This is a genomic window from Candidatus Tumulicola sp. (assembly GCA_035601835.1).
Lineage (GTDB): Bacteria > Vulcanimicrobiota > Vulcanimicrobiia > Eremiobacterales > Eremiobacteraceae > DATNNM01.
Map to the genome: position 1 here is coordinate 75,714 of DATNNM010000018.1, position 26,081 is coordinate 101,794.

Here is a 26,081-nt window from a genome sequence, read left to right on the forward strand (position 1 = left end):
CTACCTTGCCGCTTTCCAGAGCAGCGTGAGTGCCGCGAGGGCGGCGCGGCGCTGAATGAATTCGCGGTCGCCCGGCAGCATCAAGCGCCGGACGTCGACCGCGGCCTCCGGCCCCGCTAACGCGACGTACACCAGGCCTATCGGTTTCTCTTCGCTGCCGCCGCTGGGTCCGGCGACGCCGGTGATGCCGAGGGCGAGCGTCGAGCGGAATGCGGCTTGCGCTCCCACAGCCATCGCGCTCGCGACCTCTTCGCTCACCGCCCCATGAGCTTCGAGCAGATCGGGCGCGACGTCGAGCATCGCGATCTTCGAATCCTCGTCGTAGGCCACGACGCAGCCGCGAAAATAATCGGAAGCGCCGGCGACCGACGTCAACATCGCCGCGACCAACCCGCCGGTGCACGACTCCGCCGTTGCGACGGACCAGTTCCGGCGGCGCAGACACTCGCCCGCAACCTCCTCGATCGAGCCGCGGTCGACTGCGAAGATGCAGTCACCGAGCCGCTGGCGCAACTGCGGCTCGAGCGCATCGAGCATCGCGATCGCCGCCTCGCGCGTCCGCGCCTTAGCTGTGACTTTGACGTCTACCGCGCCGGCGTGGGCGAGCACCGCGATGCTTGGGTTGACGCCGGCCCGGAACAGGTCGGCGATGCGCTGGTCGAGGTCGGATTCGCCGACGCCGATGGTCTTGAGGACGCGCGTCACGATGGTGGCCTGGGGCTGGAAACGCGCGACCAGCCACGGAATGAGCCGCTCTTTCAACATCAGATGCAGCTCGCGCGGCACGCCCGGCATCGCGGCGACGACCTTACCCTCGCGCTCGACGATGAACCCCGGAGCGGTGCCGAGGGGATTGTCCATGACGCTCGCGCCGCGAGGCATCATCGCTTGCCGGACGTTGCTGTCGGCCATGCGCCGGCCCAGCCGATCGAACATCGCGCGGATCGCCTGCAAGCTCGGCTCGTGCAATTCGAGCGGGCGATCGAGCGCGTCGGAGATGCCGTCGCGCGTCATGTCGTCGACCGTCGGACCCAGGCCGCCGGCGCAGATCGCGCAGTCCGCTCGCGCCAGCGCGGCGCGCACCGCTTCGGCGATCCGCTCGCGGTTGTCGCCGACCGAGGTCTCGAAGTGCACGTCGATCCCCGCGTCGGCCAGCGCTGAAGCGATCACCGCTGTGTTCGAATCCACCAGTTGCCCGAGCAAGAGCTCGGTGCCCACCGTGACGATCTCCGCCGTCGGCACGCGTTACTTGATGGAACCGGACTTTGGTTCGAGCAGCTCCACGACCACGCCGTTGGGATCTTCGACCATGGCGAGCGAGCGCGTGCCGCCGGGCGACTTCTTCGGCTCCTTGACGATCTTCACGCCGCCGGCGCGCAGGCGTTCGACGAGCGCCGGCAGATCGCCGTCGACTTCGACCGCGAGATGTTCGTAGCGGTTGCCGACCTCGTACGGCGGATGGGCCTCGAGATCGAAGACCAATTCGATGTACGCGTTCCAGTCGCGCCCGACGAATGCCATGTCGGCGTTGCCCGGGTAGTGCGCCTTGTCGAGCAGTTTCAGGCCGAGCTTCTCGGTGTAAAAGGCGATCGTCTCGTCCATGTCGTTGACGAAGATCGAGGTGTGCAGATATCTGGAAATGTTCGTTCCTCCTACCAAACGCAATGTAGTGCCGGGGCTTTAGCCCCGGATGCGGGCTGGTCCCGCCTGAAAAAGCCCTGAAAAGCGCTGCGGGCGGCCGGCGTATCGGACGCGAAACTTTTTCACGGCGTCAGCAGTAGTCAGCGTTCAAAGGCAGCCGGTGCACGGTCCGCGCTGTTGGGGGTGTCATGCGGGCAGCGAAAGCGTGGACCGGTGCGTTTCTTTCCATTGTGCTCTTCGGCGTTGTGCCGCAAGCGGTTTACGCCGCGGCCGCGCAGCCGTTCTCTCTTGACGCCGTGCGGGTGGACACGCCGCCGAAGATCGACGGCACGCTTGACGACCCGCTGTGGCAGAAAGCCGCGCACGCGCAGCTCGAGTGGGATTATTCGTTCCAGCGCCCGGCATCGGAGCAAACCGACGCCTACGTGTTGATGGACGCGCAACATGTCTACGTCGCGTTCGTCGCCAAGCAGGCCGAGCCCATCACCGCAACGCTGCGCACGAACAACGTCACGCTTGCGGCAGACGACGTCGTGCGGATCTACCTATGGCCGGGCGGCGATCACGGTTTCGAGTATGTCTTCGCCGCGACGCCGATCGGCACGCGCAATCAGATCTCGACGGAGAACTCGGCCTTCACGCCCACCTGGACCGCCGTGGCCAAGACGACGCCGTCGGGCTACATCGTGACGATGCAGATCCCCCTCAAAGTGATGCGCAGCGACGGCCGCAAGTCGTGGCGCCTACAGTTCGATCGGGGCGTACATGCCACGAAGCAGACGTTCGAGTGGAGCCACTCGGGGTCACAGCAGTCGACCGACGACAGCACCGCGATCGGATTTTTCGAGGGCGTCACGGCGTCTGCGGGAAGCACGCGCACCAAGCCGAGAATCGGCGTGTACGCGCTCGGCCAGGCAGCCTCGCAGCGGGCGGGCGGCTCGACTTCGCGCATGGGGGCCGATTTCGCATTCCCGATCACGCCGACCGCGTCGTTCATCGGCACCATTCACCCCGATTACTCAAACGTCGAACTGGACCAACAGACGATCTCGCCCACCGCGTTCCCGCGGCAGTTCACGGAGATACGTCCTTTCTTCACGCAGGGCTCGAACTTCTATAACAATTTCAACTGCAACGACTGCCCGGTCTTCCCGCTTTTGTACACGCCGAGCATTCCGACGCCGCGCACCGGATTCGCCGTCGAGGGCGTGCAAGGGCTCCTGAACTTCGCCGGCTTCGCCGCGATCGGCAACCAGCGGACCGATGCCGCGCAGGCGATGCGATGGACCAGCGCGGATCACCGCTACAGCCTTATCGCACAGCACCAGACGGTCACCACGCTCGGTCTGATCGACAACACCATGACCTATCAGGCCAGGGTCGGTAACGCCCACAATTTCAGCGTCTACGAGACGTATTCGCAGGATCGCGGCACGGGCGTCACCGATCCGTCGCTCGGCAACATGAACGAGTTCGGCTTGAATCTCTACACGCCGAAATCAGGCTTCTTCCCCGCTTGGCACAACGTGGGCGCAATGTATGCGCCGGCGGATGCTTTCGTTTCGCTCGCCGACGTCAGGGGGCCGTCGCTGTACACCTTCCGGGAGTTCGACTTCGCGCCGCAGCGCTTTATCCAAAGCGTCACCGTGTCTGAAGATCTCCAGCGCTACCGTAACCAAGCCGGGCTGCTTGGCTATGCCAACAGCGGATCCGGTCTCACCATCCTGACGCGCAATCAGCTATCGCTTTCGGCGTCAAGCGGAACGCAATATCTTGTGCTCTTTAACGGCACCGCCGCGACGATCAACCAGAACGGCGCAACCCTCGGGTACGGCACCTCCGGCTCCCTGCCGAGCACGATCTCGTACAACGTGGGCCGCTTCGGCAACGGCTACCTCCATACGACCACACGCACCTCGAGCATCAAGGCCGGACAGCGCGGCACCCTCTCGTTCGAGGCGGACGACACCGACTTCTTGCCGGATTCAGGCGTCAGGGAAGTCCAGTGGCTTGAGCGCGCCAGCTATGCGTTTCACTTCTCAGCGGAATCATCGCTGGCGATCGGCTTGCGCCGCATCATCGGTACGGCGCCGCCGTTGACGCCTGCACCGCGCGTCGTCAACGCCGGGAACGTCACGATGGCGTATTACCGCAAGAGCGGCCAAAACGAGCTGTACCTGGCTTATGGAAGTCCGAATACGCTCGCCACGAAGCCCGCGCTCATCCTCAAGCTGATCCGCTACTTCGGCGCGGAAAAAGGCTCGTAGTCTAGTAATCCACCGGGCGCAGGTAGAATTCGTTGATCGCCGTGCCTGACACCAGCGCAGTGGTGGCGAGATGCCGCTTCCAGTGCGTCGAGTCCACGCGCCGCTTCACCAGCTCAACGTCGGCTCGTGCAAAGCCTCGGCTCACGATGTCGTCGACCTGGTAGCCCGTGAGCAGCCGGTGCAGGATGCGGTCGGCTCGCTCGTAGGTGATGCCGAGATCTTCTTCATCCGTTTGACCGCGGATGAGATCCGCGGTGGCCGGCTTGTCGATGATCTCGTTCGGCACGCCGAGGTGCCGCGCAAGCGCCCACACTTGGGTTTTGAAAAGATCGCCGATCGGGTTGATGGGGGGCGAGTCGTCGCCGTGCCACGTGAAGTAGCCGAGCATGCGCTCCGATTTGTTGCCCGTGCCGATCGGCAGGCCGCCGCTCTTCGCGGACTGATCGAACAAGACGATCATGCGCATGCGCGCCATCACGTTGCCGCGGCGTTGACCCGAGGCGGCGGGTTCTTCTTTGAGATAGCCGTCCACGGCTTTGCTGATGTCGACGACCCGCTCGCGGATGCCCGTCTGCGCTATGACCAGCCCGCCGTGCGCTGAACTCTCGGGGCTGGACGTCTTGTATGGCATGCGCACGCCGAGCACGTGACCCGGACCGAGCGCGCGCGCGCATAGGTACGCCACTACGGCCGAATCGACGCCGCCGGACACCCCGACGACAGCTTCGGTGATGCCGCGTCTGCGCACAAGTTCGTCGTGCAAGAACCCGACGAGCCAGCGCTCGACCAGAACAGGATCGATGGCGAGTTCGTCTGCCGCTCGCTCCTGTTCGCGGACGATGGGAAACACCGGTGAACGCGGATTCATCGCTTGGCCCGCGCTGTGGCCTTGCGCGCGCCGTTTCGGCTCGCTCTTCCATCCAGCGACGCCAAGAGTTCGGGAAGATTGCTTTCGAGATCACCGAGCGCCGGCAGCGCGGCGCGCGCAACGGCGACGTCATGGAGATTGATGCGCGCGCGCAGGATGGCGGCGCCGTCGAAGGGCGCCTCTACGCGCAGGTCGCCAAACGGTCCGACCACGCGCGACGAACCGGTGAAGCCCTTGCCGCCTTCGAATCCGACGAGGCCGGCATACGCGATGAAGACGCCGTGTTCCGACGCTGCGACTCGGATGATGTCGCGCCACATGCGGACGTTGGACGGTTCGAAAGATTCAAGACCTCGGCCCGGCGATGCGCTAGGGATGTAGATGATCTGCGCGCCGCGCAGCGCGGCGATGGTGGTCGACAGCGAGTGCACGGCGTCCTCGCAGATCAGGATCGCGGCTCTGCCGTGCGGTGTGTCGAAGGCGCGAACGCCGCGGCCACGCGAAACGAAACGCTCTTCGTCGAAAACACCGTAGGTCGGCAGGAATATCTTGCGATGGACGTGGCGCAAACGCGGGCTAGGGCCCAATGTCGCGTAGAGCGCGCTGTTGTAGAGCACGCCGCCATCGTCTTCATAGAAGCCGAGCACGACGTCGAAGTTCTTCAGCTTCTTCCCGACGCCGCGGCGCGCCGCGGCCTGCAGCCGCGCGAGCACTTTTTTGGCCGGCAGCGCGACGTCGCGCACGCCGCCTTCGACGAAGTAGCCGGAGAGCGATGTTTCGGGAAAAACGACGACGTCGGGAAACGCCTCGACGTCGCCGGCAAGGCGTTTAAACGCCTTTTCGACGCTTGCAAGATTGTCGTCGACGTCGCCCTTCTTCGGAGCGAATTGCACGAGTGCGAGCGCGACTTCTTTTGCGGTTTTCGGCACGTTTGATTACTTCGCCACACGGCCGGCGCGCACCCCGCCGGAGGGAACTAAGGGCACGCCGCGCTACGTTATAGGGCTGGCAAGGCACGCTTGTGCCAAGTAGCTTTTAGTAAGTATTTGTATTCCGGGCGTTGCCGGATGATTGGGGCAAAACGGATGAGGAACTGGATGCGCTGGCCGATCGTGCTGACGGCTTTGCTGCTGTGCGCGCCGCTCGTGGCGGCTCGAGCAGCCGCTGACGTCACAGCGACGTTCGCGCCGGTGACGCCGTCCTATACCGGCTCTTGCCCGGCGACCATGAAGTTCAGCGGTTCGATCGTGAATGGCACGGCAGCGGGCGCTTCCGGAACGTACACGTTTACCCATAGCGACGGATCGCCGTCAGGTCTTTTTCCATTCCATCTGGCAGCGGGCGCGAAGTTGCCCATCACGGATTCGTATGCAGTGGCGGCTTCCGGCACGGGTACGCTCGCCGTGACGTATTCGGCTTCGTCGCTCTCCGCCACGATCACGGCTGCGGCGCCCTTCACCGTCACCTGCGCGACTCCGACGCCGACACCGAGCGCAACCCCGACGCACTCTCCGACGCCGACGCCGACCCCCACGCCCGTTTCGACGCCGACACCGAGCCCCACGCCTACACCTACGCCATCGCCGTCGCCCTCGCCGACGCCGGTTTCGGGCGGACTCAGGGCGCTGGCAACCGTGATGCCGAGCCCGACACCCACGCCGACGCTCGCCCCCGGATCGTCGCGGCTCATTTTCAAACCGGCGAACTACACGACGCGCGTTGCGATATTTTCGAGTCACGCCGAGGTGCAAGGTTGCGACCAGACCGCTCTTCCCGGCTTGCTCGGCTCGACCATGGTCGATGAAGTCCTCGTAGGCTACGACCTTGAGTATCAGGCGTCCGGCAAGTGCTGGCAGCGCACCGGTCGTTCGGATCGCGGCGCGGTGTGGTTCGGCGATTTCATCAAGGGCAAGAAAGTGCTCGCAGCGACCCTGTCCTTCCACGTGACGCGCAGCTCTTCGACATCGCAAGGCCATCCCTTGAGCGGCAACGTCTCATGCGCCGGCCAACTGATGACGGCGCAAACCCCATGGATGAACGAAAGCGGCTCGCCTTCGACATTCGCGGCGACCCCGTTCTTGACGCTGCCGGCCGATCGGCCCGGCGATTCCGAGAGCTTCGGCGGTTTCAGCATCCTCAACGGCTTGCTCGTCTCGATCGACGTGACGAGGGCGGTGAGCGATTGGTCCCAAGGCGGGCGGCCCAACTACGGTTTTGTGTTGACCCCGCCCGTGATGGAGAGCAGCGCTCAGGATCGCCGCTGTGCTTCGTACTACGCAGGCTTCACGCTGACGGTAGACGTCGCCAACGCGACCCCAAAGCCCGGCTACTAAACTTCTCCACACGCGGGACGAGCTGGGGATGGTTTCTGCGGAAAACCCCTAGATTGCCCATGCCGTAAGGCTTCGCCGTTGCACGAACGGCCGTTCGAATTTCTCTTGAAAACGGCCCTTTTTCGCTATATAATGGGGTCCATCAGCCGTTCTGCCACTATAGGTGGTGGGGGCCAAACGTTCGTCGAACAGTAGTACGTTATTGCGGCGGTCGTAGCCGCGGCCCTTAAGGGCCGCGGGTCGCCGGGTCCGCTTTTGAGAGAGAGGCTTCACCCATGAAGATCGAGCGGCGCTTCACCCAGCCAGGCATCGACCCGTTGGATGCCGTCGAGTGGGATCGTCGGGAGTCCGTGATTCGCGAACCCGACGGCACAGTCGTGTTCGAGATGCGCGACCTCGAGGTCCCCAAGAGCTGGTCGCAAGTCGCCACCGATATTCTGGCCCAGAAATACTTCCGCAAAGCCGGCGTGCCGCAGCCGGATGGCTCGCTGGGAAAAGAGACGTCAGCGCGCCAGGTGATGCGCCGTTTGGCCGGCTGCTGGACCGACTGGGGACGTCGCTACGGTTATTTCGATACCGATGACGACGCCGCCGCGTTCGACGCAGAGTTGACCCACATGCTCATCAACCAGATGGCGGCGCCGAATTCACCGCAGTGGTTCAATACCGGCCTCGCGTATGCGTACGGGATCAAGGGCACGCCACAAGGACATTATTATGTAGACCCAGCGACGAATGAAGTCCGAGAATCGGAAGATTCCTACTCCCGAATTCAGGGCCATGCTTGCTTTATCCAATCGGTTGACGATGATCTCGTAAATGCAAACGGCATCATGGACTTATGGGTTCGTGAAGCGCGCATATTTAAAATGGGCTCAGGTTCAGGAAGTAACTACTCGAATTTGCGCGCTGAGGGCGAAACGCTCGCTGGCGGTGGCACATCGAGTGGGCTAATGTCATTTCTTCGGGTCGGAGATCGCGCAGCAGGTGCCATCAAGAGCGGCGGCACAACTCGCCGCGCCGCGAAGATGGTCGTGCTCGATATGGATCACCCGGATATCGACAAGTTCATCAATTGGAAGGTGGACGAGGAGAAAAAGGCGGCAGCTTTGATTGCTGCGGGCTTCGATGGTTCGTACGAGGGCGAGGCTTATCAAACGGTTTCGGGCCAAAACTCCAACAACTCCGTGCGCGTTCCTGACCGATTCGTTGACGCAGTGCTCAACGACGGAACGTGGGACCTTACTTGGCGGACGAATGGGCAGGTGGCCCGCACGGTCCGCGCGCGAGATCTCTGGAATCAGATTGCAAGCGCAGCGTGGTCGTGCGCAGATCCTGGAGTCCAATACGATGACATCATTAATTCGTGGCACACATGCCCAGCTGGTGGACGTATTCGCGCAAGTAATCCCTGCAGCGAGTACCTCCATCTAGATGATACAGGATGCAATCTTGCTAGCCTGAACCTCATGAAATTTTACGATACCGAACGCAACATATTCGACACTGATGTTTTCAAGCATGCCGTTCGCCTCTGGACAATCGTTCTTGAAATAACAGTAGTCATGGCGCACTTCCCCAGCGCGAAGATCGCTCGGAATTCGTACGATTATCGTGAACTCGGCCTCGGCTATGCCAATCTCGGTACGCTGCTTATGGTGTCTGGTATCCCATATGATTCACCGCGAGCTCTCGCCATTTGCGGCGCAATCACTGCAATGCTGACAGGCGAGTCTTATGCAACATCGGCGGAGATGGCAGCGCAGCTTGGGCCATTCCCACGATACTCCGAAAACGCTGATGCGATGCTCCGGGTGATCCGCAATCACCGGCGTGTGACTTACAACGCCCCAGCACAGGAATACGAAGGCCTGCGTATCCTGCCAATGGGGATCGACCAAACGCTTTGCCCGCCATATCTCCTCGCCGCCGCGCGCGATTGTTGGGATCGTGCGCTGGCTGTTGGCGAGCAACATGGATACCGAAACTCGCAAGCCTCGGTACTGGCGCCGACTGGAACTATCGGTCTCCTTATGAGCTGCGATACGACCGGTGTTGAGCCCGACTTCGCGATCGTGAAATTCAAGAAGTTGTCGGGCGGCGGATATTTCAAGATCGTAAACGAGTCGCTTGTGCTCGCTCTGCGCAACCTACGCTACAAGCAATCGCAGATTGATGACATTATTCGATATGTGAATGGAACCGGCACCCTCAATGGAGCGCCTTACATCAATACTGAAACCCTTCGAGCGAGGCGCTTCACTGACGAGGACCTGGCGAAAATCGAGAAGGCGCTCCCGAGCGCGTTTGAGATAAGCTTCGCTTTCACATCGTGGGCATTGGGCGAAGAGGCGATGAACCGCCTTGGATTCACAACGGAGCAGTACTCAGTACCTGGTTTTGATCTGCTTCGCGAGCTTGGCTATAGCCGAGAAGAAATAGATGCGGCGAACAATGCAATCTGCGGCGCCATGACCGTCGAGGGTGCCCCGCACTTGAAGGAGGAGCACTACGCGATCTTCGATTGCGCGAATAAATGCGGCAAGATCGGCAAACGCTTCATTCACCACATGGGTCACGTTCGAATGATGGCCGCTGCCCAACCGTTGATCTCAGGCGGGATTTCCAAGACGATCAATATGCCGAACGAAGTCTCCGTAGCGGATGTTCAAGAAGTGTACATGCGCTCTTGGGAGCTTGGAGTGAAATGCATCGCCCTTTATCGAGACGGTTCTAAGCTCTCGCAACCGCTCTCGAACAAAGGCTCTGATAAGACAACCCGGGGCGAAGACGACCGTCAGCTGGCGCTTTCTGAAGACTTTGAACGCCGCATCGAGGAGGCGCGCCATCAACGCGCTGAGGAGTTGCGACCTGATGAGATCCTTGCCGCAGCGCAACGCATTCTCGCCAACACGACCAACACCGAGTTTCGCCGGAATATTGCCAAAGTCGTCGAGCGCAACCGCCTGCCGGCCAAGCGCCGCGGCTGGACCCAAAAGGCTAAAATCGCTGGTCATACGGTATTCTTGCGTACCGGCGAGTACGGCGACGGAACGCTCGGTGAGATATTCATCGATCTCCACAAGGAAGGTGCGTCCTTCCGAAGCCTGACAAACTGTTTTGCGATCGCCATTTCGATCGGCTTGCAATATGGCGTGCCACTGGAAGAGTTCGTCGACAAATTTGTCTTCACGCGCTTTGAGCCGAACGGTTTCGTCGATCATCCGAACATCAAACATTGTACGAGCGTAGTTGACTACATCTTCCGCGTGCTCGGCATGGAATATCTAGGACGCACCGATTTCGTCCAGGTCAAACCGGAAGACCGCGATGTCGACTCGACCAACCACGAAGAGCTAGCAGAGGCAGAATTCGAAGCCCGCGTGGCCGCGCAGCAGGTGGCTGAAGAATCGTCTGCCGGGCGCTTGGCGGATGCCCGATCCCCCCAAGCAAGAGCGCAGAACGGCAATTCCAACCGCAGGAAAGACTCCAGCCGTGCTAACGTCGGTCAGGGGACGGTCGATCCCGTACTTGCTGATGTCATGGCGGCGATGCGTTCGCGCGAAGCGCAAATGGCCTCGATGATGGGCGACGCCCCGCTGTGCGACGTCTGCGGCTCGATCACGCGGCGCAACGGCGCATGCTACGTCTGCGACTCGTGTGGTCGGAGCATGGGCTGCTCCTAATCGAGCAACTCAAGAAAAGTGCAAAATGTCTACGATACTCTCTCCAAAAATTGGCCACGCTGACATTGTCGCGTTCGCGGAAGAGCGTGTAAACCTAAAACGCGACGACGTCAAGGAGGAACGCGCACAGGTACAGCGCTTGCGCGACCGACTCGCTGATCATATCGCGGCAAATCCTGAGTTTGATCTTGTCAAGATGATCGGGTCGGGCAGCCTTGCTAAAGGTACGTCGCTGAAAACGATCAACGACATCGACGTTGCAGTGTATGTTAAACAAGGCGAGGCGCCTACAGACGAGTCGGCCCTTCTCGAATGGATAGCCGAACGGTTGCGCGATGCCTACGGTAAGCTCGTGCGCCCGGATCAGATTCAGCCCGGTGTCCACGCCGTTACGATTTCGTTCTACGGCACTGGTCTCGACGTCGATGTTGTGCCTATTCTCTACGAAGGTGACGAAGAGCTGTACGGATACCTCATAACGGATACGGGCGATCGCGTACTGACGTGCATTCCTCGACATCTTGAGTTTATCCGGACGCGCAAGAAGTCATGGCCAAAGCACTTCAGACAACTGATTCGCCTCACCAAGTGGTGGGCGAAAACGCAAGGGGAAGCAAACCGGGCTTTTCGATGCAAGAGCTTCATGCTCGAGTTAATCGTCGCAAAAAGTTTCGACGACGGCCTGGACGGGTCAGACTATCCACGTGCGCTGGAACAAATCTTCTCCTGTATCGTCAAGGGCGGGCTCAAAGAGAAAATCGTCTTCGGCGACTACTACTCTCCGGCAGACGTGAAGACCGACGGCAGACCCATCCAAATTTACGACCCGGTTAACCCCGTGAACAACGTCGCTGCTCGGTATTCCGACGGGGAGCGCAGCGCAATCGTGGCGGCGGCCACGGCTGCCCTTGAAGCCATCACATATGCGAGCTACGCTACGACGAAGGCTATTGCGCTCGGACAGTGGCGGAAAGTTTTCGGACCGGAGTTCTCAGCATGAGTTTCACCCAAACAACAACTGCGTCTTTCACGCGCGTCCACGCCCTTTATTTAACTTCGAAGCTGAAGACCGATCTAAAACTCCTGCAAGACTTCTATGGTTCCCCTTCGGACAAAGCCATCGAGGACTATGGCGAGGAGATCGCCCTGTACGTCAACGCCATGTACCTGGACCGAGTGTGCTTCGGGTTCAAGCGGAATGGGCGTTGGATAGCGCCCACAATCGAATATACAGCCGCACAACTCAGCGGAGTTGACCACGATCCCGGACGAATTCGACCGGGGCTCGACATCCAAGGGGCGTCCTTCTCAAGCTATCTCTGGCATAGCAGCTACTTTGACAGACTGTCGCAGGCCGAACGCGAGGTCTTCAAGGCTTCGCTGCCAGTGCGGCGGACGCCGGCCGAAGAGGCCCCCGTGTCCGGCATCTGGACGTCCGACAACACATACTGCGCCGCCGGCCGGGCTCTGCGTCGGAGAACCCTTTCATGAACGGAGAAGTTGCGGTCGAAACGCTAGACGTTTCTTCCTTCCCTGAGATGGATGCGAAACGACGATATGAATCCCTTGTAGGGCTCGAAGATCACAAATCTCGTCTGGCCAAGCAAATCGCCGTCGTGTTCACGCCGACCTACTTACATTCATGGGTCAAACGGTTCGGAAACGAGAAACTAGCTCAGATCGTCAGGAACCGTCCACCCCTCTTCATCTTCGCCGGTGATGTTGGTTGCGGAAAAACGGAACTTGCGGAAACGCTTGGAGACGCCGTAGCGCGCAACCTGGATATTGGCGTCAAGCTCTACCGACTGGCCCTTACGACTAGAGGTAGCGGTTTGGTCGGAGAAATGACCAAGCTGATTTCAACCGCTTTCGCCCGGGTGCGCACTGACGCGCAATCGTGGCGGGCCGCCAACGGAGATGCACGCGTCGGAGCGATCCTCTTTATTGATGAGGCCGATTCGCTCGGTGAGAGCCGCGAGACTGCGGAAATGCACCATGAAGATCGGGTCGGCGTGAACGCGTTGATACGAGGGATTAATGATCTCGCACGTGCCGATCCACCTGTTGTTGTTGTCATGGCAACAAACCGCCCCGACTCCCTTGACATGGGGATTGTTCGACGTGCTGCTGACATCTTGATCTTCGATCGGCCTGGTGACGCTCATCGCCGACTAGTGCTGAACAATGCGCTCTGTCCTCCGCTTGACGTGCCGGACATTGATACGCTCGTGCGCGAGACTGGCGTTGTTGGGAATCGACCTTTCGGATACACATATTCCGATCTGACCCAGCGCTTAATCCCAAACATCGTTATCGCCGCATTGCCAAATAGTCGAATCGACATGCCGCTCGTGCAGCGTATTCTAGAACAAACACCGCCGACAAAGCCATTTCGGAGTGAAGCGCAACCTGCACGATGACGGATCCTCGAGGCCGGTGGTTCGTTAGCTACAAGCGCGAGAATAGTGATAGAGTCGGCACGCTAGCGTCAGCGCTTCATGAACATGGTATCCCTACTTGGCTTGACACCGAGAACCTCAAATCCGAACCAACTGATGATGCGACTAGGGCGGCAATCCGCCACGCCGAGACTGCCGGCGCAATATTATTCGCGACTGGACTTGTCGCAAGCTCAGACGCCATTCGACTCGTTGAAGCGCCGGAGATACTCGGGCGGTGGCGACGGGATCCAAGCTTCGGAGTGGTGCCGGTTATTTCAGGTGGCCTGAACTACGAGGATGCTGGTCAAGTATATGGGGACTCAATAGCCGATCATGACCTGTCCCTCTGGAACATCTACAAAGCACGTGATGTGAAGTTCTCCGACCTTGACGCTCGGGCTGTTAGTCAACGAATCTTAGAAGCGCGCCTCTCCGCTCTGCACGGCTATCTTCCTCCCAACGAGCCAATATCGATTGCGCTGTACACACGTGAGCGACCTCATGCTACTCTTGGGCGTTCGCTAAGCATAGACTGGTCCCACTGCTTCGACCCGCGTCACTGTTCAGCGCTTGATTGGAGTGATCGGTTGCTGCCAACGCTAGATAATGTGGCTAAGGCTGTGCGAAGGCAGGCGTCCGGACGCACGGTCATTGCCGAAGGGCTTCTAGGAATACCGGCAGCCTTTGCTCTTGGTGCTTGCTTCTCCACGACGCGCGGTGTTCGGATTTATTGGCGACAGGGAGCCTCGGATACCGCCGACCAATTGTGGGGCCTCGATGCCCCTGCCGTTGCTGCAACCATCCAGGTGAAATCGGAATCTCGTACTCTCGGTGCGAAGGACCTAGCCGTTCTGGTTTCAGTAACGGGAGATGTTCGAGAAGATTTTGCTCGCACGGTAAAGGCGGTGCCGCCACTGCGATGCATCGTGGATGTGCTCCTCAGTCCGCCGTCGCGCCGCATAACCGGAGCCGAGGCGGCGATGATCGCACGTGCGACATCTGACGCCGTGCGCGACGCACGAACTACGTATGGCGCAACCGGCAAGGTCCACCTCTTTTTTTCTGGTCCCGTCGGACTGGCGATGATGCTGGGCCAATTGTTCAACACATTTCCTCAAATCGCAACCTATGAATATGGTTCGGACCAAGACCCACCTTATAGGCCAGCCGCTATAATAATCAATCCGTGAAGTTCGAGGCTGTAGCGCGATCAGCATCGAAGTCGGCTCGCTTGGTCGCCCTTTTTCTCAGGCTATTCAAAACCGGCGCAAGCCATAATTGCCGTGGCATCTTCTTAATTCTTGCCTAATCCCCCAACATAACTCAAGGAGCTCAAAACCGTGACCCACCCAGTTCGGAACACGGCCCTCGCGGCCGGCATGTTCCTATCATGCCTTATCGCCGTCGCAGCCCAATCAATGGCGGCGGTGCCCTCTGCGCTGCTCCCGCCCGTGGGAGCATCACAGACGTTCACAGCCTCGATCCACTTCGATCGCCCGAGCGGCGCCGCGTTCAGCCCCAAGCCCGAACCCCAGGAAAGCGGCGGCAACTCGACCGACAAGAAAGAGACCAACGAGCGCGGCGGTGCCGAGCGCGGCTTCCGTCACGACCAATCCGGCACGCTGACCATCAAGCGTTCCTCGCAGGACGCGATTCAAGTGAGCAGCGGCGGCGCTCTCGATTCCTTCAACGCCTCGTATCCCGTCAATCCGACTTCAGCGGCCCCGGGCTCAAAGCCGAACCCGTTTGTCCAGGCCGTCTACAATGCGCTCGCGCTCGCGCCGAACAGCCCGAACCAGCTGCGCGCCGGCGATGAGTGGAACGCATCCATTCCGATCCATGCGGGTCGAAATTCGCACGGCGCTCTGCCGATCAAAGTCAAGGTCATCTCGGTGAACGGCAACAGCGCCAAGCTCGAAGGCACTGGCAGCCAAACCCTGACCTTCACCTCGCCGCGCGGCCAACGACAAGCAGACGTCAGCGCCACGATCGCCATGACCCTCGTCGGCGGCCGTCTCAACGCCTACACCGAAAAGGTCTCGCGAACGATGCACGGGCAAGCCGGATCGTTCACGACCAGCAACACGACGATGCTGACCTCGCCCTAAGCAGGCGGCTCAAGCTCCAATAAAAGAGCGGCAGCGTCCATCGCGACGTTGCCGCTCTTTTCTGCGCCCGGGGCAAAGGGCGCTGGTTTTTCAGAGCGAACGAGCGCCTGCATGTGGATCGTGTTCGCCCACGTCGCGATCGTATTCGTGGGTTTTGCCCTGACGGTCGGCACCGGAATTTTTCTCACGCAGATCATCCAAGGCGGCGACGTCCGTTCCATTCGAACCGCAGTGAATGCCGCGATTCCGGCCCAGACGACGGGTGGCGTTCTGGTGCTGATCTCCGCTATCATCGGCTTTTTCGCGGCGATCAACCTCGGATTCGATCTGCACGCCCGATGGCTTTCGATCTCGATGGTTCTCGTCGTTATCCTTCTTCTGGAGGGCTTTGGGCGGCGTTATCCCCGCCTCTTACGGCTCGCAAAAGCCGCGAAGGACAGCCCGGAGGACCAGCCGTCGCCGGAGCTGCGCGCCTTGCTGGTCGACCGCTTCGAGGGACTTGGCAACGCGGTAAGCGGCATTATTTGGCTCAGCCTCCTCGTGATGATGATCGTCAAGCCATAGGCCCCTTCTGGATTCGGTAGACCAAGTGCTCGATGCCGCGACGCATGACGATTTTCCAAACAACCATGCCCACCCGTTGCGCCACGGCGCGTGACGCTTCGTTCGCCGGACGGATGAGCGAGATGAGCTGCGAACGGCCAAGTTCATTGAACCCGTAGTCGCGGCACGCGATCGCGGCCTCGGTCGCGTAACCCTTGTGCCAGTAGGCGCTCTTCAACAAGTAGCCGATTTCCGTCTCACCTACGCCGTCGACGGTCTGTGCGAGCAAACCAACCTGACCTACGAACTCCTGGGAAGAACGCAGCTCCACTGCCCACAAACCGTGGCCGTGCCGCGCGTAGCTCTCGCGCTGCCAGGCCAACCACTCCGCAGTCTCGCTGCGGTCCTTCAATCCCGGATAGTAGCGCATGACCAGCGGGTCGTTGAACATCGCGTACAACTCGTCGAAGTCGCCGTCCGTGAGTCGGCGAAGCGCAAGCCTTTGCGTTTCCAGAATCAATGCGCGAGTTTTTGGGGCTCGTCGATGTAGCCCTCGTACACCAAGCCGACGGCGATCTCCAACGACAACCCCAGCATGTGCTTCTGCAGCGTATAATCCTCGCACGTGCCGCCCGACGCCTGAACGTCTCGGAGCACCGCGTCAACGGGCGCCTTCGTCTCAAACGAGATCCACGACGCGCACGCGATATCGCCCGGCAGCGCGCCCGACTTGATCGCAGCGGGATAATCCGGAACGACGATGCCGTTGAAGCGATACGCCAGCGCCTTCGCATACGCTGCATAGCGCTCCGGCGCCGAATACAGGTCCAGCAGCGAGATCTCCGCCGAAAGATTGCGCGTCTGCGACACGTACATGAGCCCGTCGGACGCCTGTGCGTTGGCCGCGAGGTCATCCCACGTCGAGACCGCGTGATCCACGATGCTCTTCACCGTCGCCATCTTCTGATCCGGGATGTCGCCGGTCTGCGGATCGACCAGGTGCGTCAGCCCCATCACCGCGCTCACGGAGTTGGCTTCGGTATCGCCCCGCGCGACCGACGCGCGCGCGGCGTCCATAGCCGAGAGCAGCCCCTTGTCCGAGGTCGACAGATTCGCGATCAAAGATGGATAGTACGTCAGCAGCGTCTGCGTCTTGGGCGTCAGCCGCGGGTCCGCCATGAGATCATCCATCTCGCGCAGCGTCGCGCGGTTCTCCGCGATGAGGCCGGCAGCCGAGGAAAAGACGTCGCCGTCGAACTCCAGCGTCGCTGTCATGTCGCGCGCGATGCGCTCGAGCGCCCCCGTGATCGAGTGCAGGTTCGGCTGTTTGCCCTTGCCCGGCCCCGGACCGCTTCCCCCGCTGTCGGTCCCTTCGCTCGTGATGCGCTGCAGGCGCCCAGCGAGGGCATCGACGTTGCCGAGCCCGTCCCTCGCCTGCTTTTTCGCGGCGGTGAGCGCTGCATCGGTTTCGCCGATGACGGCGCGCAATTTGTTCATCGCATCGGCGCGAGCCGAATCACCCGGCAGCGTCAGACTTGCGACGCGCGTATCCGCAGCCGCCCGCGGACCAGATTCACGCAGCGCGATGTCGAGCTGCGAGAGATGGCTCTGTGCCAGCGGATCACCCGCTGACGCTGCGCCCACCTCATTGAGCCGGGCGCGCGCGTACTGATAGCGGCCTTCTTCCTGATCGTGGATCGCCTGCGTCACCTGCGCGCCGGTAGAAGGGCGGTCAAGCTCCTGATATCCGAGCAGGTGCGAAACGCGATCGCGGGGATTCGGGTGATCCCGGAACGCTTTATCCGCGCGGCTGTCCGGGCCGGGGTCCATCTTGCCAAGCTTCGTCATCATGTCGACGGTCGCGCGTGGATCGTAGCCCGCGGCCGTCATCATGGTGAGCCCGTAGTGATCGGCCTGCAACTCATCGGCGCGCGAGTAGCGGTCCATCGCGAGTTCGCCGCCCAAACCGCCGAGCAGCCCGACCACCGGCGACACGATCGAGAGGATGCCGAGCAAAATGCTCATGATCGTGGATTGATTGGCCTGTTTGGTCACGTGGTGCATCTCGACGTGACCCATCTCGTGACCGAGAATTCCAGCGAGCTCATCGTCTGCCGAGACGAAATTCAAGAGTCCGGTATTGACATGCACGAAGCCGCCCGGCAGCGCGAACGCGTTGATCTGGGGCGTGTCGATGATGATGAACTTGTATTGGATGTCGGCGCGCTTGCGATGCTCGGAAAGCCTTTGGCCGATGCGCCCGACCCAGTCCGTCAGGAAAGGATCATTGACCAGCACGCTTTGCCGGTCGACTTGATCGCTCTCGTCGCGGCCCCTTGCGACCTCTTGCGACGTGCTCATCGCAACGGCCGGACTCACGTTGGACCATAGGAGCAGGGAGAGGCAGGCGGCGCTTGCCGCTCGCAGGGCCTTTTTGGTCATGGAATTCCTTTTGACGAAATAGCGCTGTGACTCAGAATACGACCTTTCGCTGGGACAATCCTTAGATTAGATGACAGCCCGCAGTTTTGCGGGAAATCTGCTCGGCAGAACGGAGGACTTCCATGCGACCCCTGTGCGCCGCGCTTCTCCTCGTCGCCTCGCTCTTCGGCGCGTTCGCCCACCAGAGTCCGGCGGCAAGCGCTGCCGATGCCGGCACGCCCGTCGAATCAGCGCGCGGGCTCTTCGCCAAGGGCGATTACTACGGCGCCATCTCGATCCTCGATAAGGCGCTCGCGCTCAATCCGAAAAACGCCGAGGCGCTCGTCCTGCGCGGCGATTGCAAAGACAACGTCGGCGACATCAAGGGGGCGATCGCCGACTATACCAAAGCCATCGCCATCCAGCCGGGCTATGCCTACGCGTACGCGACCCGCTGTGATTCGAAGCGCGAACTCGGCGACTACCAAAGCGCGGTCGCCGATTGCAACAAAGCCATCGCGCTCGATCCCAAGGACGGCTATGCCTTCGACCGCCGGGGCAAACTGCGCGACGATCTCAACGACTATCGCGAGGCGATCGCCGACTATGACAAGGCCGTCACCTTGGATCCCACGGACAAGCGCTTTCGCCTTGATCGGGCCAGTTCCAAGCTCAACATCGCCGATGCGGACGGCGCGGTCTCCGACACCAGCATCGTCCTCACCGCGGACCCCGCGTCCGCGCGCGCCCATGCGTTGCGCGGTCGGGCGGAATATCTCAAGAAAGACAGCGCCTCCGCGCTTGAGGATTTGAACCAAGCCATCGCCCTTGACGACCAGTACGCCTACGCATACGTGTCTCGCTGCATCATCCAGCGCTCGTTGCAGCACTATGATGAAGCGTTGGCCGACTGCGCCAAGGCGCTCTCGGTCGACCCCAAGTACGACGACGCGTTGTACAATCGTGGTCTGGTCTACCGCAAGATGAAGCGCTACGACGACGCCATCGCCGACCTCACCGGTTACCTCAAACTGCATCCGAAGGATCCCGACACGCTCTTCTATCGCGGCCTCTCCTATGCGGACGGCGGCGATTACAACGCCGCCTTGACCGATCTCAACGCGTACGTGCGCCTAGCGCCCAACGATCCCGACGGCTACTACAATCGCGGACGTTTTCGCGCGAAGCTCGGCGACTCGAAGGGCGCGATCGCCGACCTGCAGCTGGCCGCGAAGCTTTATCGCGCCAACAACGACGCCACCAGCGCCAACGACGCGGACGATCTCATCCGCACGCTGCAAAGCGGCGGTCAGATCCTCTCCCGCGCGTGAAATATTTCGTCACGGGCGCCACCGGCTTCATCGGAGGCCAGGTGGCGCGGCAACTGGTGGCCGCGGGCCACTCGGTCGTGGCTTTGGCTCGCGATCCGCAAAAGGCGAGCGATCTCCAAACCCTCGGCGTGACCGTCGCACCCGGCGACGTCACGGACAAGCCGACACTGCGCGAGCCGATGCGCGGCGTGGACGGCGTCTTCCACCTGGCGGGCTGGTATAAAGTAGGGCGCAAGGACAAACGCCCCGGCGCCGCGATCAACATCGAGGGGACGCGCAACGTGCTTGAGACGATGCGCGATCTCGGCATCCGCAAAGGCGTCTACACGAGCACGCTGGCGGTCAACTCGGACACTCGCGGCAAGCTAGTCGATGAATCGTATCGCTACGACGGCCCTCATCTCTCCGAATACGATCGCACGAAATGGGTCGCGCACTACGAGATCGCCGAGCCCATGATCGCCGCAGGCCTTCCGCTCGTGATCGTGCAGCCGGGAGTCGTCTACGGTCCGGACGACACCAGCTCGATGGGCGACGCACTCATGCGCTATCTCAAGCGGACGTTGCCGCTCACGCCGCGCTACACCGCGTTTAGTTGGGGGCACGTGGACGACATCGCGCACGCGCATCTGCTCGCGATGGAGCGCGGCAAGACGGGAGAGACCTACATCATCGCAGGCCCAACGCACACCTTCATCGAGGCGCTGGAGATCGCCGAACGCATCACCGGCATCCGCGCGCCACGCTGGCACCCGGGGCCCGCGATGACCCGTTTCCTCGCCTTCCAGGCCGATATCGTCGGCGCGGTCTTCCCGCTGCCGGAGGCCTTCGCCGGAGAGAGCATACGCGTCACCGCGGGCACGACGTACATCGGGAACAACGCCAAAGCCAGGCGCGAGCTCGGCTATGCGCCCCGCGCGCTCGAGCTCGGGCTCAAGGAAACGTTGGAATACGATTTGGAGCTGCTCCAGCGCAAGGCGTGAGGATGCGCTCATTGGTCGAGATCCGCCGGCGCGAGACCCGCTGCACGCGCTGCCCTGAGCTGCGCCGTTACTGCGCGGACATCGCGCGCACGCGTAAGCGCGAGTTCGCCTCCGAGCGCTACTGGGGTCGCCCGGTGCCGAGTTCCGGCAGCGCGGACGCGCGCGTGCTTCTCGTCGGCCTTGCACCCGCGGCGCACGGCGGCAACCGGACCGGCCGCATGTTCACGGGGGACGGCTCCGCGACGTGGCTTGCCCGAGCGCTGCACAAGGCCGGCTTTGCGACGCAGTCGACGTCGGAGCGGCGCGACGACGGCTTCGAACTTCTCGACGTGTTCATGACGGCCGCGCTGCGCTGTGCTCCGCCCAAGAACAAACCGACGCCCCGCCAAATCGCCAACTGCGCCGGACACATGCGCGCCGAACTTGCGCTCCTGCGCCGACTGCGCGTGGTGGTGGGTCTGGGGAAGATCGGATTTGACGTCGCGCTGGCGCGCTTGAAGGAGCGCGGCTTTGCTATTCCGTCCCCAAAACCGCGCTTCGGTCACGGCGCGGAATACGAGTTGGCGTCCTCTGACGAGACGATCACCCTCGTCGGCTGCTTCCATCCCAGCCGCCAGAACACCAACACGGGAAAACTGACGGCCGCGATGCTCGACGCCGTGTTCCTGCGCGTCAGGCAGATCGCGCGCGCGCGAAATCCGCGATGACACCGGCGATCTGCTCCAGTTTGCGATCGCGCGCTGGCCGCGTCCAGCCGCTGCAGTGCGGCGTCATGATCACGTTGTCGAGTTCCCAAAAGGGCAGGTTCGCCGGCAGCACACGGTCGCCCGGGTTCTCCGGGTAGCGGTACCATACGTCGAGCGCCGCGCCTGCGATGCGCCGCTCGCGCAGCGCCTCGTAGAGGTCGCGCTCCACCGCGATAGGGCCCCGCGCCACGTTCACCAGGACCGCGTCGCGCTTCATCAGCCCCAGGCGCCGCGCGTCGAGCATGCCGCGCGTGAGCGGCGACAGTTCGCAGCACACGACGACCGCGTCCGACTCGCGCACGAGCGCATCGACCGCGCTCGAATCCGCTAGCGCTGCGACGGAGGCCGGCGCCTCCGGCATCCGCGGCGCGCGTTCCGGATGCAAAGTCACGGCCCGGCACTGCATGCCGAACGCAGCCGCGCGCTTGACGATCTCCTTGCCGATGCGGCCAAATCCGATGAGGCCCAGCATAGAGCCATACAGCTCTTCGATGTACGAGCGCGGCTGGTGAAAACCGTACGCCCATACGCCTTGCCGCAGGGCGCGGTCCGCCTCCAAGAGATGGTGGCGCAGCGCGATCAGACCGCCTAGCGCGTGCTCCGCGATGGGGATCTCCTGTCCGGCGCCGCTGACGAAAATGGTGTCGGCCGGGAAGGCTGAACGGTCGATCTCCTCCGTTCCCGCAGCGGGGCACACGATGAGCCCCAGCCTCGGGCATTTCGCCGCGAGCGCCGCATCGAAGCTCACGCTGATGAGGACATCGGCGCGAGCGAGCGCGGCATCCCGCTCCTGCGCCGGCAGCGCATCCGCCATGATAAGCTCCACGCCCGGCGGCAAGCGGCGTTGCAAATCCTCGCGCCACAAGGGCAGCAACGACACCGCGACCACCGCGCCTAATGCCTCCGCAGGACGACGACCATCTGCCATGCTTCGTCGCTCATATTCAAAGGTACGGCGGGGTTGATGTCGCCGTGCCAGCCGACCGCCTCGAAACAGCCTGAGGCGCGCGCCACGTGTCTGATCCCGCTGGGCAGCCACATGCGATAGAACAATTGATCCACGATCTTTTTCGGCGGCCGGCCATCGCGATAGCGCGCGTCGATCGTCAGGCTGGGCACGTGCGTCTCCGAGATCGGATCCGAGCGCGTGTGCGCGAGATGCGTCGTGACGACGACATCCTCGTACGTTTGGGTCCAGCGCGACACCGCCCGCTTCGGCTCCTTACCGAAGAAGTCGGCTGGGTGCGTCAACTCGAGGATCAGCAACCCGCCCGATCTGATCGCCGCGCCCGCGGCGCGCAGCGTCGCGATCGCATCCTCGTCGCTCGCGCAGTGGCAGAACGAGTCGAAGAGGCACATGCCGAAGTCGACCCGCTTGGGCAAGCGAAACGTCCGGATGTCGGCGCGGACGAAATGGAGCGCGACGCCGTCGCGCTTCGCCAAAGCGGCGGCGTAGGCGAGCATCTCCCGATTGTTGTCGACGCCGTAGGCGCGAAGTCCGCGCCGCGCCAACTCGCGCAAGTGATTGGCGGGCCCGCAGGCCAGCTCCACGACGCTTGTGGGCGATTCGACGCCATAGCGCCGAGCAAGTGCAAGGATGCCATCGCACTGCGCCTTGACGTTGCGGAATCCGAAAGCCAAATCGTACAAGCGAGGGTGTTCGAAGATCTGCTCGCCTGGCGCGCGCCGCTTACGGCCTGACGAGGACGTGCGTTTCACGTTCGAGCCGTTCGTTGAGCTCTTCCGCAGGGTACGTGATGATCTCCGCCAGCGTCGGATGCAAGTGCGGCATTTCGAGGACGTCGCGCACGTTGGCTTTGAAGTACAGCAGGGCGATCGCTTCGTGGATCATGTCCGATGCTTCGGCGCCTACTATGGCAACGCCTAAAATGCGGCCATCGCGCGCAGCCAGCATCTTAACGAACCCCTCGGTGAGATTCGTGGCGATGCCTTTGCCCAGATCGCTGAAAGGATAGACCGCCTTGGAGTAGGCTATGCCGAGATTCCGGCATTCGCGCTCCGTGCACCCGGCGATCGCGACCTGCGGGTCGGTGAACACCGCGCGCGCGTACTGCAAATCGTACTCCGCCGCGCGCGCCGTCTCCCCGAACGCGTTGCGCGCCGCGAGCTGGCCTTCGTACACCGCCACGTGCACCAGTTGGTTCAGACCGTTGCAGTCGCCGGCCGCATAGACGTCAGGATTGGAAGTGCGCAAATAGCCATCGACCTTGATCCCGTCGCGGTCGTACACCACGCCGGCGGCTTCGAAATCAAAGCCCTCGACCTTCGCCCGGCGCCCGAGCGCGAGGAGGATCTCATCCGCGCTTCGCTCCTCCAGGTGGCCGGCGCCCTCGAAGACGACTCGCTTCTTCCCGTCCTTGCGATCCACCGAAGCCAGCTTGGTGCCGGTCACGACCGCAATGCCCTCCTTCTCGAGCGCCGTTTCCAGCGCTTCGCCCACATCTTCATCCTCGTCCGAGAGCAAGGTCACGCTGCGCTGCACCATCGTGACGTCGGATCCGCAGCGAGCCAAGTATTGCGCCAACTCGCACGCGACCGGCCCGCCGCCGAGCACGATGATGCTTTTGGGCAAGCGCTCCAGCTCCAAAACGTCGTCGCTCGTGAGAAAGCCCGTCTCTTTGAGCCCCGCAATGTCAGGCACGTCGACGATCGAGCCCGTCGCGATCAGGAATTTTTGGGCTCGCAGCACATCCTCGCCGACCTTGAGTTCGCGCGCGCCGGTGAATCGGGGCGCGCCGCGAAAGAGGGGGAACTTCTCAATGCCCTCGACCCGGTACTCGGCGAAACCCTGGATGATCCGCCGCTTGCGTTCGATGATCGCCGTCATGTCGGGGCGGACGTCGCGGACGATCACGCCCACCTCCGCCGCCTTGGCGGCAAGATGCGCCACCTCGGCCGAGCGCAACAGGGTTTTCGAGGGCATGCACCCGCGCAGGATGCACAAGCCCGCGAGCGGTCCCGTGCCGTCCGCCAACGCCACGCTTTTCCCCAGATCTCGCGCGATGACCGCGGCCGCGTAGCCGGCGCTACCCGCCCCCAAGACGCAGAAATCGAATTCGTGAGTCTTACCCATGGCGCCGTACTTACGCGCGTCCGCGAAGCGCGCCTCTACAGGTCGCACGCATCATCATCGATAAGCGAAAGCGAATGAAGCATGTCCGTTTCAAGACGGCCGACGGTCGCATCGCGCAGGGCACGCTCGAGGGAGATGACGTCGTCGCCGACGGCGCGCGCCATCCGGCGGCTTCCGTTCAACTGCTTGCGCCGTGCGCGCCGACGAAGATCATCGGCGTCGGCCGCAACTACGCCGATCACGCCGCTGAGATGGGCAACGCGCCGCCGAAAGAGCCGCTGTTGTTCTTCAAGCCGCCGTCCTCGCTCAATCATACCGGCGGCGATATCGCGTATCCGGCGCAGAGCAGCCGCGTGGACTATGAGGGCGAACTGGCCGTCGTCATCGGCAAGCGGTGCCGCAATGCCCCGCGGACGAAGGCGCTCGATTTCGTCCTTGGCTACACGATCTGCAACGACGTCACCGCGCGCGACCTGCAGGAATCGGACGGCCAGTGGGCTCGCGCGAAGGGCTTTGACACGTTCGCTCCGCTCGGGCCTTGCATCGTCACCGATCTCGACCCCTCGGCGCTGCGCGTGCAGACGCGCCTCAACGGAGCGCTCGTCCAAGATTGCGCGACGAGCTTGCTCATCTTCGACGTCCCCGCGCTCGTCGAATACATCTCTGCAGCCTTCACCCTGGAGCCGGGCGACGTGATATCAACCGGCACGCCAAGCGGCGTCGGCCCGATGAAGCCGGGTGATGTCGTGACCGTTCGGATCGAGGGTATCGGAGAGCTGACGAACCGGGTCGTTAAGGCGCCGCGCTAGGCGCGACTCTTGGCCCCGTGTTCGTGGTCGTCGCCGTCGTCGTCGCGGTCGTGGTCGCCGTCGTCGCGGTCGCGCCTGCCGTCATGAACGCATCCTGCCTCACGGCGATGTGGAACGGCGAATGCGCGGCGAGCGTGACGTCCGAGCCCTTGCGCAGGAAATCGAGGATGAAGAGCCCCGGTATCGTCATATCGGCGATCTGCATGATGTCGCCGGCCATGCCGTTCTTCTCGTTCGCGTCCGCGTACACGCTCGCAGCGGTTATGCCGACGTCGATCTCGGTGCCGTCGTTCAGCACGATCGGATCGAATTCGAGTTTGAGCCGGCCATCGACGCGTCCGCCGTGCGCCGGGCTGATCGAGACGACCTTGCCCGTGCCTTTGGCGCCCGCGGGAACCGCCACGCGCGATCCAGCCATCACGTTGTCGGCGATCTCGTAGTCGAATTTGTCGCCCTTGTGATTGCGTGCCGACGTGACCGTCTGCAGCAAGCGGATGCGGATGAGCGTGCCCGAGCCGATCAGATTGTCCTTGGTCTCGGCGGTGATCGGGGTTGTGGCGTGGGGAATTGCGAGCACTGCCGCTGGGCTGCAGAGCAGGACGGCGGCGAGGAAGGGAGCGACACGAATGATCATTTGGGACACATCCCTAAGAAAAGTGGGCACCCTGATGCGTGATACGACGCGCGCCGCGCCCCTGCCTTCGGCGGTTTAAGGCGCGGCCGTAGGGGGTAGAAGCGCACTAAGCGAGCGCCTGCACGCGTGAGCCCGGTCACCCTCGCCGTCCCACCTGAACGCCCACTGAAAGTTTC

General features: G+C 62.2%; 23 protein-coding genes and 1 pseudogene. 14 read left to right on the top strand and 10 right to left on the bottom strand.

Annotated features, from left to right (window positions below; translation table 11 throughout):
- The gene (locus tag VN934_11885; GenBank protein ID HXM19493.1) at window positions 1-1,242 is read right to left on the bottom strand and encodes a competence/damage-inducible protein A; all 1,242 of its coding nucleotides are present in this window, start codon (window positions 1,240-1,242) and stop codon (window positions 1-3) included.
- A 3-nt stretch (window positions 1,243-1,245) separates the two neighbouring features.
- Window positions 1,246-1,659: a VOC family protein gene (locus VN934_11890; protein HXM19494.1), complete on the bottom strand. Its 414-nt coding sequence runs from the start codon at window positions 1,657-1,659 to the stop codon at window positions 1,246-1,248.
- Between the two features lie 170 nt (window positions 1,660-1,829).
- On the opposite strand from VN934_11890, the gene VN934_11895 reads away from it, so the two are divergent.
- Window positions 1,830-3,908: a sugar-binding protein gene (locus tag VN934_11895; GenBank protein ID HXM19495.1), complete on the top strand. Its 2,079-nt coding sequence runs from the start codon at window positions 1,830-1,832 to the stop codon at window positions 3,906-3,908.
- A 1-nt stretch (window position 3,909) separates the two neighbouring features.
- Here VN934_11895 and VN934_11900 read toward each other — a convergent pair whose 3' ends face one another.
- Window positions 3,910-4,776 carry an NAD+ synthase gene (locus VN934_11900; GenBank protein HXM19496.1) on the bottom strand — a complete coding sequence of 289 codons (867 nt, stop codon included), beginning with the start codon at window positions 4,774-4,776 and terminating at the stop codon, window positions 3,910-3,912.
- Window positions 4,773-5,705: a nitrilase-related carbon-nitrogen hydrolase gene (locus tag VN934_11905; GenBank protein ID HXM19497.1), complete on the bottom strand. Its 933-nt coding sequence runs from the start codon at window positions 5,703-5,705 to the stop codon at window positions 4,773-4,775. The genes VN934_11900 and VN934_11905 overlap by 4 nt, the downstream gene beginning before the upstream one ends.
- A gap of 168 nt (window positions 5,706-5,873) precedes the next feature.
- On the opposite strand from VN934_11905, the gene VN934_11910 reads away from it, so the two are divergent.
- From VN934_11910 to VN934_11950, 9 genes and pseudogenes are all read left to right on the top strand, one after another.
- Entirely contained in the window at window positions 5,874-7,109 is a 1,236-nt protein-coding gene (locus tag VN934_11910) for a hypothetical protein (protein HXM19498.1), read from the top strand.
- 269 nt (window positions 7,110-7,378) lie between these two features.
- Window positions 7,379-9,346, top strand: a pseudogene (locus VN934_11915) (vitamin B12-dependent ribonucleotide reductase).
- Between the two features lie 117 nt (window positions 9,347-9,463).
- Complete coding sequence (locus VN934_11920) at window positions 9,464-10,795, top strand: hypothetical protein (GenBank protein ID HXM19499.1); 1,332 nt, start codon at window positions 9,464-9,466, stop codon at window positions 10,793-10,795.
- Window positions 10,796-10,820: 25 nt separating this feature from the next.
- A complete protein-coding gene (locus VN934_11925; protein HXM19500.1) occupies window positions 10,821-11,795 on the top strand; it encodes a CBASS oligonucleotide cyclase in 975 nt (324 codons plus the stop codon).
- Window positions 11,792-12,286: a hypothetical protein gene (locus VN934_11930; GenBank protein ID HXM19501.1), complete on the top strand. Its 495-nt coding sequence runs from the start codon at window positions 11,792-11,794 to the stop codon at window positions 12,284-12,286. Before VN934_11925 ends, VN934_11930 begins: the two co-directional genes overlap by 4 nt.
- The gene (locus VN934_11935) at window positions 12,283-13,215 is read left to right on the top strand and encodes an ATP-binding protein (protein ID HXM19502.1); all 933 of its coding nucleotides are present in this window, start codon (window positions 12,283-12,285) and stop codon (window positions 13,213-13,215) included. The genes VN934_11930 and VN934_11935 overlap by 4 nt, the downstream gene beginning before the upstream one ends.
- Window positions 13,212-14,426 (top strand): SAVED domain-containing protein, encoded by a 1,215-nt coding sequence (locus VN934_11940; GenBank protein HXM19503.1) that lies wholly within the window; start codon window positions 13,212-13,214, stop codon window positions 14,424-14,426. Before VN934_11935 ends, VN934_11940 begins: the two co-directional genes overlap by 4 nt.
- A gap of 150 nt (window positions 14,427-14,576) precedes the next feature.
- Window positions 14,577-15,344: a hypothetical protein gene (locus VN934_11945; GenBank protein ID HXM19504.1), complete on the top strand. Its 768-nt coding sequence runs from the start codon at window positions 14,577-14,579 to the stop codon at window positions 15,342-15,344.
- Window positions 15,345-15,455: 111 nt separating this feature from the next.
- Window positions 15,456-15,908, top strand: a complete 453-nt coding sequence (locus VN934_11950) for a hypothetical protein (GenBank protein HXM19505.1) — start codon at window positions 15,456-15,458, stop codon at window positions 15,906-15,908.
- Here VN934_11950 and VN934_11955 read toward each other — a convergent pair.
- On the bottom strand, window positions 15,898-16,407 hold the full coding sequence (locus tag VN934_11955) for a GNAT family N-acetyltransferase (protein ID HXM19506.1): 510 nt from the start codon (window positions 16,405-16,407) through the stop codon (window positions 15,898-15,900). The two genes, VN934_11950 and VN934_11955, sit on opposite strands and share 11 nt — an antisense overlap.
- Window positions 16,404-18,329, bottom strand: coding sequence for a M48 family metallopeptidase (locus tag VN934_11960; GenBank protein HXM19507.1), 1,926 nt, complete (start codon window positions 18,327-18,329; stop codon window positions 16,404-16,406). Before VN934_11960 ends, VN934_11955 begins: the two co-directional genes overlap by 4 nt.
- A 122-nt stretch (window positions 18,330-18,451) precedes the next feature.
- Between VN934_11960 and VN934_11965 the strand changes: the two genes are divergently transcribed.
- From VN934_11965 to VN934_11975, 3 genes are read left to right on the top strand one after another with little or no spacing between them, the layout of a single operon-like run.
- The gene (locus VN934_11965; GenBank protein ID HXM19508.1) at window positions 18,452-19,639 is read left to right on the top strand and encodes a tetratricopeptide repeat protein; all 1,188 of its coding nucleotides are present in this window, start codon (window positions 18,452-18,454) and stop codon (window positions 19,637-19,639) included.
- Window positions 19,636-20,622, top strand: coding sequence for an NAD-dependent epimerase/dehydratase family protein (locus VN934_11970; GenBank protein HXM19509.1), 987 nt, complete (start codon window positions 19,636-19,638; stop codon window positions 20,620-20,622). The genes VN934_11965 and VN934_11970 overlap by 4 nt, the downstream gene beginning before the upstream one ends.
- A 2-nt stretch (window positions 20,623-20,624) precedes the next feature.
- A complete protein-coding gene (locus VN934_11975) occupies window positions 20,625-21,329 on the top strand; it encodes a uracil-DNA glycosylase (GenBank protein ID HXM19510.1) in 705 nt (234 codons plus the stop codon).
- On the opposite strand, the gene VN934_11980 is transcribed toward VN934_11975, so the two are convergent.
- From VN934_11980 to VN934_11990, 3 genes are read right to left on the bottom strand one after another with little or no spacing between them, the layout of a single operon-like run.
- Window positions 21,295-22,296, bottom strand: coding sequence for a 2-hydroxyacid dehydrogenase (locus VN934_11980; GenBank protein HXM19511.1), 1,002 nt, complete (start codon window positions 22,294-22,296; stop codon window positions 21,295-21,297). The genes VN934_11975 and VN934_11980 overlap by 35 nt on opposite strands.
- Entirely contained in the window at window positions 22,263-23,087 is an 825-nt protein-coding gene (locus VN934_11985) for a class I SAM-dependent methyltransferase (protein ID HXM19512.1), read from the bottom strand. Before VN934_11985 ends, VN934_11980 begins: the two co-directional genes overlap by 34 nt.
- Window positions 23,059-24,462 (bottom strand): FAD-dependent oxidoreductase, encoded by a 1,404-nt coding sequence (locus VN934_11990; protein HXM19513.1) that lies wholly within the window; start codon window positions 24,460-24,462, stop codon window positions 23,059-23,061. Before VN934_11990 ends, VN934_11985 begins: the two co-directional genes overlap by 29 nt.
- A 74-nt stretch (window positions 24,463-24,536) precedes the next feature.
- On the opposite strand from VN934_11990, the gene VN934_11995 reads away from it, so the two are divergent.
- Entirely contained in the window at window positions 24,537-25,271 is a 735-nt protein-coding gene (locus tag VN934_11995) for a fumarylacetoacetate hydrolase family protein (GenBank protein HXM19514.1), read from the top strand.
- Here the strand turns inward: VN934_11995 and VN934_12000 are convergent.
- The gene (locus VN934_12000) at window positions 25,255-25,905 is read right to left on the bottom strand and encodes a hypothetical protein (protein HXM19515.1); all 651 of its coding nucleotides are present in this window, start codon (window positions 25,903-25,905) and stop codon (window positions 25,255-25,257) included. The genes VN934_11995 and VN934_12000 overlap by 17 nt on opposite strands.
- Between the last annotated feature and the right edge of the window lie 176 nt (window positions 25,906-26,081).

Excerpts from the sequence above, each read along its gene's own strand:
- VN934_11895 (HXM19495.1), top strand. The coding sequence starts at position 1,830 with ATGCGGGCAGCGAAAGCGTGGACCGGTGCGTTTCTTTCCATTGTGCTC.
- VN934_11900 (HXM19496.1), bottom strand. The coding sequence starts at position 4,776 with ATGAATCCGCGTTCACCGGTGTTTCCCATCGTCCGCGAACAGGAGCGA.
- VN934_11910 (HXM19498.1), top strand. The coding sequence starts at position 5,874 with ATGCGCTGGCCGATCGTGCTGACGGCTTTGCTGCTGTGCGCGCCGCTC.
- VN934_11920 (HXM19499.1), top strand. The coding sequence starts at position 9,464 with ATGAACCGCCTTGGATTCACAACGGAGCAGTACTCAGTACCTGGTTTT.
- VN934_11925 (HXM19500.1), top strand. The coding sequence starts at position 10,821 with ATGTCTACGATACTCTCTCCAAAAATTGGCCACGCTGACATTGTCGCG.
- VN934_11930 (HXM19501.1), top strand. The coding sequence starts at position 11,792 with ATGAGTTTCACCCAAACAACAACTGCGTCTTTCACGCGCGTCCACGCC.
- VN934_11935 (HXM19502.1), top strand. The coding sequence starts at position 12,283 with ATGAACGGAGAAGTTGCGGTCGAAACGCTAGACGTTTCTTCCTTCCCT.
- VN934_11940 (HXM19503.1), top strand. The coding sequence starts at position 13,212 with ATGACGGATCCTCGAGGCCGGTGGTTCGTTAGCTACAAGCGCGAGAAT.
- VN934_11950 (HXM19505.1), top strand. The coding sequence starts at position 15,456 with ATGTGGATCGTGTTCGCCCACGTCGCGATCGTATTCGTGGGTTTTGCC.
- VN934_11960 (HXM19507.1), bottom strand. The coding sequence starts at position 18,329 with ATGACCAAAAAGGCCCTGCGAGCGGCAAGCGCCGCCTGCCTCTCCCTG.
- VN934_11965 (HXM19508.1), top strand. The coding sequence starts at position 18,452 with ATGCGACCCCTGTGCGCCGCGCTTCTCCTCGTCGCCTCGCTCTTCGGC.
- VN934_11975 (HXM19510.1), top strand. The coding sequence starts at position 20,625 with ATGCGCTCATTGGTCGAGATCCGCCGGCGCGAGACCCGCTGCACGCGC.
- VN934_11980 (HXM19511.1), bottom strand. The coding sequence starts at position 22,296 with ATGGCAGATGGTCGTCGTCCTGCGGAGGCATTAGGCGCGGTGGTCGCG.
- VN934_11990 (HXM19513.1), bottom strand. The coding sequence starts at position 24,462 with ATGGGTAAGACTCACGAATTCGATTTCTGCGTCTTGGGGGCGGGTAGC.
- VN934_11995 (HXM19514.1), top strand. The coding sequence starts at position 24,537 with ATGAAGCATGTCCGTTTCAAGACGGCCGACGGTCGCATCGCGCAGGGC.
- VN934_12000 (HXM19515.1), bottom strand. The coding sequence starts at position 25,905 with ATGATCATTCGTGTCGCTCCCTTCCTCGCCGCCGTCCTGCTCTGCAGC.